Source organism: Marinobacter changyiensis, assembly GCF_009193265.1.
In the GTDB taxonomy this organism is placed as follows: Bacteria; Pseudomonadota; Gammaproteobacteria; order Pseudomonadales; family Oleiphilaceae; genus Marinobacter; species Marinobacter changyiensis.
The window spans coordinates 958,009-970,361 of the sequence record NZ_VZZZ01000001.1 but is presented as its reverse complement, the minus strand read 5'-3'; the positions used below and the strand labels follow the sequence as shown (position 1 = coordinate 970,361).

Here is a 12,353-nt window from a genome sequence, read left to right as displayed (position 1 = left end):
GCTATCAAGAACCGGTCAGATCATCTCGAACGGGCTTTTCCAATGGCCCCAGGCTATCAAGAAACGGGGTCGAACTATTGGGATGCCGGTAAAGTGTAAAGTCGACCTCCCGGTCCCGGAAGCTCTTCAGGGGCTGACCGAGCCCCCTGAGACCTCGTTCCCTTTCACGACGAACCCGCTGTATGTCAATCTCGATGGGCACGACTTCATCACCGATACCGGATTGGTGAATAACATCCCCTGAGGGCCCAGCCACAATCGAACGACCGTTCCCCATGGCGCCGGCTCCGTTGAAATCGAAGAAAAAGCACTGGTTGACTGCGGCACTCGTGCGGGCGATCGAGAGCTCGATGTCACGGTCGATAGTGTCCGTCATGGTGGGGTGCAGGATGACCTCTGCACCCATGGAGGCAAGTGTGCGGGTGGTCTCGGGAAACCACATGTCATAGCAAATGGACACCCCGAACCGGCCTACCTCCGGAACATCAAAGACCACAAACTCGGTGCCGGCTTCCACACCCTGTTCGTAGGGGCGGAATGGAAACATCTTACGATAGCGGCAGACCACGTGACCCTGAGGATTTATTACGCTCAGGGTGTTGTAAACCTTGTCGTTCAGGCGCTCGAACATAGAACCAGGTATCAACCAGATGCCGTGTTGCCGCGCCATTTCGCAGAACTTGTTTTCCTTTTCGCTGGGCAGCGGTTCAGCGTGATGTGTGGAAGAGCCGGCGACCACGAGCTCACTGAACATCACCATTTGCACCTGCGGAAAGCGGGCCATCAGCAGATCAATCCGGTGGCGCATGGCTTCGGTGTTATCACCGTGATGCGGGGCATGCATCTGGACCCCTGCAATTGTGAAATAGGACATTGCATTCCTCTGTAAAGCGGTACATAAACCATGGGAGCCTTTATCAAGAAAAATAGAAAGGCCACTTCATGCTGGATCGATTGCACTACACCAGTTTAATCCATCCTAGGACAAATGCCGGCGTCTGTCGAAGCCGATGCGACAAATACTCGCCGGGAGGAAACCGGTATCTTTTCAAATTGGACATTTGCCGGATCAGGGCCGAGGTCAAGCGGAATAGCAAAAAACCACGGCCCTTGAATACAATGAAGGCTGCGCTCCCTTTTCGGGCCTGTGAATTGCGCTGTCTTTGCCCTAGGATTGTAGTGATAGTTTGGCCAACCCAGACGGTTTTAGACGCTTATGTCCGACAAAGAGCTACGCGCCAAATCCGATAAACAGTCAATCGACCAGTTTATCCATCAGGTCCGCAAGCTGCCCAAACAGGGTGGTGGTGGGCAGGGCCGGCTGATTTTCGCCCTTGATGCCACCGCGAGCCGGGAGGCTACCTGGGATCAGGCTTGCCACTTACAGAGTGAATTGTTTTTGGCGACCAGGGATTTGGGCGGTCTGGCCATTCAGCTTTGTTACTACCGGGGCTTTCGCGAATTCAAGGCGACGGGGTTTGTCACCGAGACCGGCCAGCTGCTGAACCTTATGAACGGCGTCTCTTGCCTGGGCGGCCGCACCCAGATCAGCCGGCTGTTGGCACACGCCATGAAAGAAACCCGCGCAAAGGCGGTCAAGGCCGTGGTGTTTATCGGGGATTGTTGCGAGGAACCGGTGGACGAGCTCTGTCATATCGCCGGGGAACTGGGCATGCTGCGAACCCCGGTGTTTATGTTCCATGAAGGCGCCGATGCCCATGCCAGGGCGGTGTTCCAGCAGGTGAGCAAACTGTCGGGGGGCGCCTATGCCCCCTTTGATCGCAACAGCCCGCAGGTGCTGAAGGATCTTATGGCCGCAGTTGCGGTCTATGCTTCCGGGGGAGTCAAGGCTTTGCAGGACTTTTCCAGCCGCAGCTCCCCGGAAGTCAAGCGCCTGACCCGACAGATCAGGTAGCGCTCGTTTCGATCAATCGATGGGCCGATGAGTCCGGAGTATGTGAGTGCCATTAACGCTTCTGGTTATCGTCATGTCGGTAGTTGCGTGGGTCTGGCTGCGCAACCAGCCGCCCAGCCAGCGCAAGCCGGCCATCATCAAGCTGGTGTTGATTGCCGGTATCGCGATGGTGGTCGTTCTGGCCCTTACCGGCCGATTGCACCTTCTGTTTGTGTTGTTGGCGTTTCTTTTCCCGCTGCTGCGCCGGGTGCTGCCATCTCTTTTGATGGGCCGCATGGCGGGGGCAGGACGGGGGGAAGCAAAGGCCAAAGCGGGCAACCAATCCCATGTTTCCAGTGATATCCTCGATATGACCCTGGACCATGATTCCGGAATCATGAGCGGCAAGATCCTGAAAGGCCCTATGGCCGGGCGGGCGCTGGCGGATCTGGGCGAGAGTGAATTTATCGAGCTGTTACAATACTGTCGCGAGCAGGACGAGGATTCTGCCCGGCTGCTGGAAACCTACCTCGACCGCCGCTTCGGAGACTCCTGGCGCGCTGACGATCAGGCTGGCGATGACGGCGAGGAACCCAAAGGTCGTGCCAATGCCGACGGCCCGCTAACCGACAGTGAAGCCTTGGATATCCTGGGGCTGGAGCCCGGCGCCAGCCGGGAAGAGATCATCCGTGCTCACCGCCGGATGATGCAGAAAATGCACCCGGACCGGGGCGGTAGTAACTACCTGGCCGCCCGAGTTAATGAGGCCAAAGAGCGCCTGCTGAGCTGATTCCTCTACACTGATTCCGCTTCCGCTTCCGCTTCCACTCGCGCCAGAAACTCCCCGATATGCTCGAACGCCTCTTCCGCCTCCGGCAATAGTGGCGTAAACAGATGCCACACATGCACCATGTCCGGCCAGGTTCTTACTTCCACCGGCGAGCCGGCAGCCTGTGCTTTCTCCACATACCGCTGGGCGTTTTCCAGCAGCAATTCCGATTCACTGACGTGAATCAGTGTGGGCGGAAGACCGTGTAGCTTTCCGCGCAGAGGCGATGCCATCGGACTGGTGGGTAACACCCGAAAGCCCAGAACAGTTCCCCACCAAAGGAATGGGAGGGGTACCCGGGCCAATTTTTTAACGGCGGGTCCCAGCATGGCATCGGTTTTCAGATTGGCACGACTGCCCAGGGAAGTCAGCATCAGCTCGGTGGAAGGTGACAGGGCGATAGCGGCGCTCGGTGGTGGCAGGTCCTGGTCACGTATCCAGGCAATCAGCCCCAGGGTGTGGCTGCCGCCCGCAGAGTCTCCGGCGACCACCAGGAAGTCGGCCGGTGCCTCACCGTCCGGGCCGTTGGTGAGTATCCAGCGGTAAGCCCGCTGGCAGTCGATGATGCCGTCCAGGTAGCGGTTTTCGGGCATCAGCCGGTAATCGATAGCAAATACACAAGCTTGGGCCAACCGCGACAACCGGTCAGTAATGGCGCGATGGCTTTTGGGGCTGCCGGCAATCCACGAGCCGCCATGGATGTAGAGGATGCGGCGCTCAGGTTTCGCTCCGGGCGCAATCACCCACTCCCCCTTGGGGGACCCGCTCGCAGGGGCGCGGATTTCCGAGATCAGTTCCAGCCCATCGCTCATGCTATCCATGTATTGCCGCAATGCCTTTACGCGAGCGCGGCCACGGAGACCTTCAGCAGCGGCATGCATACCTTCAATTTTTTCAAGCACTTGTTGGCGGACCTCATCGGGTTGCTGGCGGGTGTTCGTTTCGGTGTCATCCCCGGCATCGTGCTTTCGGTGCAGAATAAATACCACAGCAGCAACCATTGCGACCATGATCAGGCCAAACCACATCATTACGAACCAGGCAATTCCGAAAATCATGAGCAGCCCTTATGAGACGATTACTGTTCCCCACTTTAGCACGGCTTGCACAAAGCGCAGGCAGGCTTGCGGTGCTGGAGAATCCCGTGAATACCGGGTCGGGGTGCCGGGGTTCGGCTTTGATGACTGCTAACCTGAGGATGCGCGCTCAAAACCTTCCAGCACGTTGACCGCATTGATGCCGATGGCTTCCACGTCATAGCCACCTTCCATGGTAAACAGGGTTGGCAGCCCAAGTCTGGCGAGGCGTTCGCCGAGGGTGACGTAATCACCGGATTTGAATTTGAAGAACGAGATCGGGTCATCCTCAAAGGTATCGACGCCCAGGGGAATAACCAGCGCATCAGGCTGATAGTGCGCTATGCGCTCGCAGGCAGTCTCCAGACCCTCCCGCCAGACGCTGAACGGGGTGTCGGGCGGGTATACCAGGTTGAGGTTGAAGCCTTCTCCCACGCCGTTACCGGTTTCATCCTCGAAGCCCAGAAAGTGGGGGAAGACCAGGTCAGGGTCACCATGAAGGCTGATATTCAGGACATCTGCCCGATCATAAAAAATGCTTTGGGTGCCATTGCCGTGGTGAAAATCCACATCCAGAATGGCAACACGTCTGGCGCCCTGATCCAGGAAGGCTTGGGCAGCAATGGCGGCATTGTTGAAGAAACAGTAACCGCCAAACAGATCAGCGGCGGCGTGATGTCCTGGTGGGCGACACAAGGCGAATACCGCCCGCTCGCCCTGCGCGATCCGTTTCTGTGCGGTCAGGGCCACGTTGGCTGATGCCCGGGCAGCCTCCCAGGTGCCATCCGTAATCGACGTTTCTGCCGCAAAGCTGAAATAACCCAGACGGCCATCGATATCCTTGGGGATCCGTTGGCGCATGCCACGGCCGGGCCAGACCGCAGGAATCGCTTCGCCGGGTTTGTCTGCAGCCACCCAGTCATCCCAGCACTGCTCGAGAAAGCCGACATATTCCGGCGTGTGCACCCGCAGAATCGGCTCCAGCCCGAAGTCATCCGGGGCAACGATATCACCGAGGTCCTGATGAATAACCCGGGCCAGAATGGTCTCTGCCCGGGAGGGTTTTTCGTGGGGTTCGATCAGGATGCCGCCGTCTAGCTCTGTTTTGGCGGTACGGCGGTTGTGCAGGGGTGAAAAGACAGTGAGCATAGTATGGCCCGTCCGGAAAAGTGAATGACCGCACCTTGGCACAACTGACTTAAAGCCTCAATAACCTTACTCCCAGACCACTTTCCTGCCTTGAGCATACCACTGGTCCATTTTATTGGCATAGTGGCTTTCGATGATGTTGCGTTTGATCTTCATGGTCGGTGTCAGCATGCCGTTTTCCATGGTCCAGGGGTCTTTCACCACCACCACAAACGCGAGCTTTTCATGGGCCTCGGTGTTGGCATTGACGTTATCGAGTTCGGCTTCCAGTTCCTGTTCCAGGGCTTTGTGACTGCCCCCGTTCTCCAGTTCGGTGCGGGCATCCTCGGACAGCAGTGCCATCACACAGGGTTGGCTCTGGTTGGCTCCGGCAACACAAATGACCTCCGTTCTGGGATGGTTGAAGCGGTTTTCGATCGGCACCGGTACCACGTATTTACCTTTCGAGGTCTTGAAGAGGTCCTTCACTCGGCCGGTAATGCGAAGGAAGCCGTTGCCATCGATCTCACCCATGTCACCGGTTCTGAGAAAACCGTCATCGGTGACGTCCTCGCGGGTCTTTTCTTCATTCCTGTAATAGCCGAGCATCTGGCCAGGGCTTTTGACTTCGAGTTCGGCAGTGGCGCTGATACGGTGCTCTACGCCGGGGTTGGGAATACCGACCGTGCCTATTTTGGCAGAGCCGGGTCGGTTGCAGTGGGAATAACCGAAGTTTTCCGACATGCCGTAAACTTCCAGCAGCTCCAAACCCAGATTGCGGTACCAGCCGATAATTTCAGGTGCCAGCGGCGCCGCTCCGGTGAGGGCGGCACGACAATGATCCAGACCGAGCTGTTTCAGCACTTTTTTCTTGACCAGTTTGTTGAGAATGGGAATGTTGAACAGGATTTTCTGTTTTTTCGGAGACAGTTTACGGTTGATTGCGAGGTAGAATTTCATCCATAACCGTGGCACGGAGAAAAACAGCGTGGGCCGGGCGCGCTGAAGGTCTTCCTGAAAAGTCTCCAGGGAGTTGGCAAAGTAGAGCTCAAAGCCGTAGTAAAGGGATTGGGTTTCAACCGCGGCGCGCTCCGCCACGTGAGCCAGCGGCAGGTAGGAGAGCATGCGCTCGTCCGGCCCGACCGGAAACAACTGTTGCAGGCCGTCCGCCACGGAGATCATGGTGCGGAAACTGTGCATAACACCCTTCGGGCGACCGGTACTGCCGGAAGTGTAGACAATCGTCGCCAGGGTGTCCGGGTCAGGCATTTCAGGCGTAATCGGAGCGGTTTTGGCGATAATCTCCTGCCAGGTGGGCGTGTCGTCCCTTGGTGACATGGGCAGGGAGATGATCGGCAGGTCGTCGGGAATATGGCTCTTGATGTCATTCCAGCCATCGGCCTTACCATCAAGCTTGCCCAGAAACAGCAGCCTGGCATCGCTGTGCTCCAGGACGTAGGCTGCAGTTTCGCCGTTCAGGGTCGGGTACAGAGGCACGGACACATGGCCTGCGGCCCAGATGGCCAGGTCAGACAGAATCCAGTGCGCGCTGTTCCTACCCAGCACCGCGATATTACTGGGTGCCGGCAGCTCCAGTGATTTAAGGTAGGCGGCCATCCGGGAAACCTGGTCTGCCGCCTGTTGCCAGGTCAGAGTCTCCACATGGCCGTCGGGAAACGGTTGCGTAAGGTAGGTCTTGTCCGGGGCGTTTTTTGCCCAATAGTAAAGGCAGTGCAGAGAAGTTTTCTTCTGCGGGTCGATCGCCATGGATGTGCTCCTGAATGTTGTTTTTATTGGTGCTCGGGCCGTACGGTGCGACCAAAGTATAGTACTGGCCCCCTAATTTTGAAAAGGACCCCGATGAAGCAACCCATTCCTACCAATCTGGTCTTCGGTTTTCTGGGCGTGGGGAAAACCACGGCCATTATCGATCTGTTGAAGCATAAACCAGCGGGCGAGGTCTGGGCCGTACTGGTCAATGAGTTCGGCGAGGTCGGTATTGATGGCGCTCTGCTGGAGCAGGAAGGCGCGGTGGTGCGTGAGGTGCCCGGCGGGTGCATGTGCTGTGTGGCAGGCCTGCCTATGAAAATCGGCCTTAACCGGTTGATTCACAAAGCTCAGCCTGATCGCCTGCTGATTGAGCCCACCGGCCTCGGGCACCCGTCGCAAATCATTGAAACCCTGACCAGCGAGCACTACCAGGAAGTTTTGGCGCTCGGACCGGTGCTTTGTCTGGTGGACCCTCGCCGTCTTGAGGAGCCGCGGGTGCTTGAGAACGTTCAGTTCCGGGATCAGGTCGCGGCTGCCGATATTCTGGTGGCCAATAAGACCGACCTCTGCACAGATGCCCAGCTGGCCCATTTTGATGGCTGGTCCGAAGCGCTGTCGCCCAGGAAGCGGGCGGTGTTCCATACCCGGAAAGGCCGCCTGAATACGGCCTGGCTGGACGGAAACACCGACCGGAATGAGGTCACCACGCCTCATGCCCATCACCTTCATGCTGATCAGGAAGAAAAGCCAGCGCCCCCTTCCCTGGAGGACGTGCCGTGGCAAATGGTGACGAACCGGGGGCAGGGCCATGCCAGTGTCGGTTGGCGGGTGCATGCCGACACGCAGTTGAATGAGAGCCGTTTACTGGTATTGGCGCTGGACGGACGTTTTCTCAGATTCAAGGCGGTCGTTCACACCAACGAGGGGTGGCGGGCAATCAACATTGCCGAAGGCGCGCTCTCGGTCGTCAGTGCCGAGCCGGCAGCGAGCTCCAGGCTCGAGGTCATTAGCCGGGAAGCTCTGCCGGCAGAAGAATTGAACGAACAATTGAAACAGCTGATAGTGTCGTCAAAGGGGCGGCCGCACAGTCGCTGATTCCGAAAACTGTTCTGACAAAAAGGCAACTGATGTGACTTTGAAAACCGGATTTTGTGGTGTGACCGTGGCGCTCGTGCTGACAGGCTGCAGTTTGAACGGTTCTCCGGACGCAACCGATGGCCCGGGGAAAATCAATTGCAGTACGATCGTGGACACCGCCGATCGGGAGTTCTGTTACGAGAAACAGCGAATGGACTATCTGGACAGCCTCCCGAAGGCATCCGGCAAGGCTTCTGATTAGTTACCTGGTGTTCAGTCAAACGCCGACGCGATCACATCCTGATAGTTGCGGATTCGCTGCACGTAGTGTACCGGCTCATAACCCCGGGCATAACCGTAACGGGTGCTTGGGTAATAACGCTTGTCCGCTTTCAGAGGTAGCACTTCCTTCATGTCTTCCCAGGAATCCGGGTTCTTGCCCAGGTCCCGGGCCAGCTGGCGGGCGTCCAGCAGATGGCCGCGCCCAATGTTATAGCTGGCCAGGGCCAGAAAGGTGCGGTCTGGTTCCGGAATGGTATCCGGCAGGCGGCGGTGCCTATCCGCCAGGTAGCGGGCGCCACCATCAATGGCGGCAGCCGGATCCAGGCGATTCATCACCCCGAGTGATTCAGCGGTGTTGCGGGTCAGCATCATGATGCCCTTTACCCCGGTCGGCGACACCGCTGCCGGATCCCAGTGTGATTCCTGGTATGCCAGCGCAGCAAGCAACTCTGCGGGCATTCCGGTGGCAGTTTCTGCCTCGGAGAAGCGCTCAATGAATTTGGGCAGGCGATCATTAATGCGACGGTTCAGAGCCCGGAGATCGACAAAATCGAAATCACCAATATAGGCGTAAAAATGATTCTGCACGTACCCAATGGCGTCATCACCGGCCTGGCTGTTCATCCATTCCCGCGTGTCATTCGCCAGGCTGTCCGAGCCCTTGGGCAAATACCAGCCCAGATTGTTGCCGCTGGTGATGTTCATCGCGACTTCAAGGTGGGGAAAGTGGCGGCGCATGACCTGGACGATATTGGAATCCGCGACGGTACAGTCGAGCTGTTTCTCGGCCACTTTTGACAGCAGAATTTCGGTGGTAAGGCTTTCATCTTCCGTAAAGTCGATACCTTCGTGCTCGCTGGCGAGTGCCGCAAGAGTCTCGGCGTAGCTTGACTCAGCGGTAACGGTGATGGTTATGTCCGCCATGTTCTCCGGTAACCGGGGCATGGGCCGCATGTCCCGGTGGCACACCAGCTGTTCCGTAATTTCGGTATGGGCGGGTCCGCGGGCGAATTGTTCATCCCGGGAAGGTAAGTGCGTGAGGCCGGCAGCGGCAAGATGAGTGTTGCCATCTTTCAGCGCCTGGAGTACTTCGGCGGTGGAATCGTGCATGGTCCAGTTCACTTCCCAGCCTTTACTCTGTGCGAACTGGGTGACAAGGCTATGTTCCGGCCCGATCGGGCTTTCGTGGCGATCAAGATAATAGGTAGTGGAGCCGTTACGGGTGGCGACATGGAGTACGCCGGATTCCTGGGGGGGTGCCAATTGTTCCCTGGCCGGGATTTCCCCGGACGACTGGTCAGATGCGGCCGCTTCGGTGCCCTGTCCGCAACCTGCTGCCATTAACACCGAGGCACTGACAGCGGTATTGACGATCAATCGACGCATAAGCGTTAAAGCCTTCTGTAATTACTCTGCAAATACTACGTAATAATGCCTATTCTGTCTCACTTTTATTTTGTCGGGACAGGTGGGCCTGCCGGGATTCGGCAGGCCCACGCCAGTCTGGTCATGCAATCAGGTTATAGATAAACACCACCGCTACGGCAACCGGGGCGAAATAGCGCAAAACGCGATACCACAGCGAGAACGCCCCTGGTGACATCGCCAGCTCCCGCTCCAGGGCTTCCCGGCTCATTATCCAGCCCGCAAACACCGCTACCAGCAACCCGCCCAGAGGCAGCAGAATATTAGCTGTGAAGAAATCCAGCAGGTCGAAAATGGTCTTGCCCTCAAACATGCTGAACATGCCCAGCGGCGCAAAGCCTGACCACAGGTTGAGGGAGAGAATGGACGCAATCCCCAACGCCCAACAGGCGATGCCCGCGCTCAGTGTGCTGACCATCCGGTTCATGCCCTTGCGTTCTTCCAGCCATTCCACCAACGGTTCCAGTAGTGAGATGCCGGAGGTCCAGGCGGCGAACACCAGCAGCACAAAAAACAGCGTACCGAACAGGCTGCCCATGGGCATCTGGCCAAAGGCCAGCGGCAGGGTCTGGAAAATCAGCCCGGGTCCGGCACCCGGCTCGAGACCATTGGCAAACACAATCGGGAAGATGGCAAGCCCGGCCAGCAGGGCCACACCGGTATCCATGACCGATACGGCTATGGACGTCTTGGCGATGGAAACGTTTTTTGGCAGGTAGGAGCCATAGGCCATCATGATCGCCATACCAAGGCTGAGCGTAAAGAAGGCATGACCAAGGGCAATCAGTACCCCGGCGGTGGTCAGTTTGGAAAAATCCGGCTGGAACAGGAACGCGACGGCCTGACCGAAGAAACCGGTGGTCATCGCGTAGCCTACCAAAAGCAGTAACAACACAAACAGCGCTGGCATCAGGATTGTAACCGCCCGTTCAATCCCGAATCGCACCCCTTTTGCTACCACCAGCATAACCAGCGCCATAAACACCGTATGCCACAACAGCAGGCTGACGGGGCTGCCCAGCAAGTCGGTAAAGATGGCACCGATTTGGTCGGCGGACTGACCTGCCAGTTGTCCGGTGGCAGCGGTTCCCACATAGGACATAGCCCACCCGCCAATCACCGAATAGAACGATAGAATGAGAAAAGCTGCCAATACGGCAACGGCGGCCATCCAGCGCCAGGCCGGATTAGCGCGGTCATGTTCGGTAATCAGCCGGACACTTTTAACCGGACTGTGGCCGCCCCTGCGACCAATCAGAACTTCCGCCATCATGATCGGCAGGCCCACGGCCGCGATACACAGCAGGTAAACCAGAACAAAGGCGCCGCCGCCATTCTCACCGGTGATGTAGGGGAACTTCCAGATATTGCCGAGTCCGACCGCAGAGCCGGTGGCTGCAAGGATAAACGCCAGGCGAGAGGACCACATGCCTCGTTTGGCGCTGTCCTGATTGTTGGCGCCTTTGGCATTGGCGGAAGACGAAGTGTTCATTGCTTTCTCCTGAGTGCTGTTTTTGTTTTCAGGGCAGACAGGCCGCCGGGGACCTGGTGACCGGTTGGGTCCGGGCTACCGGGCTGTGTGCTTGAAGCGCTCTTCGGCCAGCTGATTCGCGATTACCCCGGTGGGTAGACCTTCGTTAGCGGAGCGGGCAAAAATTTCATCCAGTGTGTTACCAATGGCTTCGACATGGCGGCGGACGGCCTGAGGGTCGGGCCCCTGGCGCTCGTAATAGACATCAATGATGCCGCCGGCATTAATAACAAAGTCCGGAGCGTAGAGAATGCCTCGGTTCCACAGCGCGTTATCGTGCCGCGGACTTGCCAGTTGATTGTTGGCCGCACCGGCAACAATCGGGGCTTGCAGACGGCAGATAGAGTCATCGTTCAATACCGCACCCATCGCGCACGGTGCTACCACATCCACCGGCAGGTTGAGGATCTCGTCGGCGCTGGCAGCCGTTGCCCCCAATTCATCGACGGCGCGCTCCATCTGGTCCTGATGGAGGTCATAAACCCATAATTTCGCGCCGGCTTCTTTCAGGTGTCGGGCCAAACGGTACCCGACATTGCCGATGCCCTGTATGGCCACTTTCACGCCTTCCAGATCACTGCGGCCGAGCTTGTGCCGAACCGCTGCCTGCAGGCCAACGAAAGTGCCATAGGCGGTGGCAGGTGAAGGGTCGCCAGTGGACGGTCTGCCATCAAAGCCCAAACGCTCGGCGATACCGGCCACATGGGCGGTTTGACGCCCCATCACTTTAAGGTCTGCCACGCTGGTGCCGGAATCTTCCGCTGCGATGTACAAGCCGCCCAGTTGATTAATGAAGCGGCCCATGGCTTCCAGCAGGGCTTCACTTTTGTGTTCGCGGGGGTCCCCAATGATGACCGACTTGCCACCCCCCAGGTTCAGACCAGCCAGAGCGGATTTGTAAGTCATGCCGCGGGACAGTCTGAGAGCATCACGCAAGGCTTCTTCATCGCTGGCGTAGGGAAACATTCTGCAGCCGCCCAGGGCGGGGCCCCGGGAGGTGTTGTGCACGGCAATAATGGCGCGCAGGCCGGTATCGGGGTCGCAGTAAAAAGACAGGTGTTCGTGATTATCGAATTCGGGATGGGTGAAAACCGTCATAGCTGGCACTCCCTTTTGGTCATGTCGGGGGCAGCAAAGCGAACAGGTGCGTCGGGAAACTTTATAACTGATGCGGGCAACCGGCTAATGTAGCCTGCTCTCGCGGACATACTGAGTAATAACATGCTGAAATCCTCTCCCACTCTGCCGGATCACGGCGTTCGCGGTCGTTTTGTTTTTGGCGCCCCGGCGGGTAAGCCGATGGACAGATTTCGAATTGTCGATGCCTTTTTGAGGCCTGAC

General features: G+C 57.8%; 11 protein-coding genes. 4 read left to right on the top strand and 7 right to left on the bottom strand.

The genetic code is table 11. The annotated features are described in order from the left end of the window. Positions 1-4: 4 nt before the first annotated feature. Positions 5-874, bottom strand: a complete 870-nt coding sequence (locus tag F6Y09_RS04650; protein WP_152205721.1) for a carbon-nitrogen hydrolase family protein — start codon at positions 872-874, stop codon at positions 5-7. A gap of 342 nt (positions 875-1,216) precedes the next feature. On the opposite strand from F6Y09_RS04650, the gene F6Y09_RS04645 reads away from it, so the two are divergent. Next, positions 1,217-1,915 carry a VWA domain-containing protein gene (locus tag F6Y09_RS04645; RefSeq protein WP_152205720.1) on the top strand — a complete coding sequence of 233 codons (699 nt, stop codon included), beginning with the start codon at positions 1,217-1,219 and terminating at the stop codon, positions 1,913-1,915. Between the two features lie 46 nt (positions 1,916-1,961). Further along, a complete protein-coding gene (locus F6Y09_RS04640) occupies positions 1,962-2,684 on the top strand; it encodes a DnaJ domain-containing protein (RefSeq protein ID WP_152205719.1) in 723 nt (240 codons plus the stop codon). Positions 2,685-2,689: 5 nt separating this feature from the next. On the opposite strand, the gene F6Y09_RS04635 is transcribed toward F6Y09_RS04640, so the two are convergent. The 3 genes from F6Y09_RS04635 to F6Y09_RS04625 all read right to left on the bottom strand — a co-directional run bounded on the left by F6Y09_RS04635 (position 2,690) and on the right by F6Y09_RS04625 (position 6,694). Further along, complete coding sequence (locus F6Y09_RS04635; RefSeq protein WP_152205718.1) at positions 2,690-3,781, bottom strand: alpha/beta hydrolase; 1,092 nt, start codon at positions 3,779-3,781, stop codon at positions 2,690-2,692. Between the two features lie 129 nt (positions 3,782-3,910). Next, positions 3,911-4,948 (bottom strand): histone deacetylase family protein, encoded by a 1,038-nt coding sequence (locus F6Y09_RS04630; RefSeq protein WP_152205717.1) that lies wholly within the window; start codon positions 4,946-4,948, stop codon positions 3,911-3,913. A gap of 66 nt (positions 4,949-5,014) precedes the next feature. Continuing rightward, positions 5,015-6,694, bottom strand: coding sequence for an AMP-binding protein (locus F6Y09_RS04625; protein WP_152205716.1), 1,680 nt, complete (start codon positions 6,692-6,694; stop codon positions 5,015-5,017). 93 nt (positions 6,695-6,787) lie between these two features. Here F6Y09_RS04625 and F6Y09_RS04620 point away from each other — a divergent pair, with 93 nt between their 5' ends. Together F6Y09_RS04620 and F6Y09_RS04615 are read left to right on the top strand one after the other, a co-directional pair. Next, a complete protein-coding gene (locus F6Y09_RS04620) occupies positions 6,788-7,792 on the top strand; it encodes a CobW family GTP-binding protein (RefSeq protein WP_152205715.1) in 1,005 nt (334 codons plus the stop codon). A 34-nt stretch (positions 7,793-7,826) separates the two neighbouring features. Beyond that, on the top strand, positions 7,827-8,036 hold the full coding sequence (locus tag F6Y09_RS04615) for a hypothetical protein (protein WP_152205714.1): 210 nt from the start codon (positions 7,827-7,829) through the stop codon (positions 8,034-8,036). A gap of 11 nt (positions 8,037-8,047) precedes the next feature. On the opposite strand, the gene mltF is transcribed toward F6Y09_RS04615, so the two are convergent. The 3 genes from mltF to F6Y09_RS04600 all read right to left on the bottom strand — a co-directional run bounded on the left by mltF (position 8,048) and on the right by F6Y09_RS04600 (position 12,110). Beyond that, positions 8,048-9,442 carry a membrane-bound lytic murein transglycosylase MltF gene (gene mltF, locus F6Y09_RS04610; RefSeq protein WP_246180298.1) on the bottom strand — a complete coding sequence of 465 codons (1,395 nt, stop codon included), beginning with the start codon at positions 9,440-9,442 and terminating at the stop codon, positions 8,048-8,050. Positions 9,443-9,563: 121 nt separating this feature from the next. After that, positions 9,564-10,973 carry a sodium-dependent transporter gene (locus tag F6Y09_RS04605; RefSeq protein WP_152205713.1) on the bottom strand — a complete coding sequence of 470 codons (1,410 nt, stop codon included), beginning with the start codon at positions 10,971-10,973 and terminating at the stop codon, positions 9,564-9,566. A gap of 75 nt (positions 10,974-11,048) precedes the next feature. Next, positions 11,049-12,110, bottom strand: coding sequence for a Glu/Leu/Phe/Val family dehydrogenase (locus tag F6Y09_RS04600; RefSeq protein ID WP_152205712.1), 1,062 nt, complete (start codon positions 12,108-12,110; stop codon positions 11,049-11,051). Positions 12,111-12,353 lie beyond the last annotated feature (243 nt).

Coding starts and splice junctions, on each gene's coding strand:
- F6Y09_RS04650 (WP_152205721.1), bottom strand. CDS start 874: ATGTCCTATTTCACAATTGCAGGGGTCCAGATGCATGCCCCGCATCAC.
- F6Y09_RS04645 (WP_152205720.1), top strand. CDS start 1,217: ATGTCCGACAAAGAGCTACGCGCCAAATCCGATAAACAGTCAATCGAC.
- F6Y09_RS04635 (WP_152205718.1), bottom strand. CDS start 3,781: ATGATTTTCGGAATTGCCTGGTTCGTAATGATGTGGTTTGGCCTGATC.
- F6Y09_RS04630 (WP_152205717.1), bottom strand. CDS start 4,948: ATGCTCACTGTCTTTTCACCCCTGCACAACCGCCGTACCGCCAAAACA.
- F6Y09_RS04625 (WP_152205716.1), bottom strand. CDS start 6,694: ATGGCGATCGACCCGCAGAAGAAAACTTCTCTGCACTGCCTTTACTAT.
- F6Y09_RS04620 (WP_152205715.1), top strand. CDS start 6,788: ATGAAGCAACCCATTCCTACCAATCTGGTCTTCGGTTTTCTGGGCGTG.
- mltF (WP_246180298.1), bottom strand. CDS start 9,442: ATGCGTCGATTGATCGTCAATACCGCTGTCAGTGCCTCGGTGTTAATG.
- F6Y09_RS04605 (WP_152205713.1), bottom strand. CDS start 10,973: ATGAACACTTCGTCTTCCGCCAATGCCAAAGGCGCCAACAATCAGGAC.
- F6Y09_RS04600 (WP_152205712.1), bottom strand. CDS start 12,110: ATGACGGTTTTCACCCATCCCGAATTCGATAATCACGAACACCTGTCT.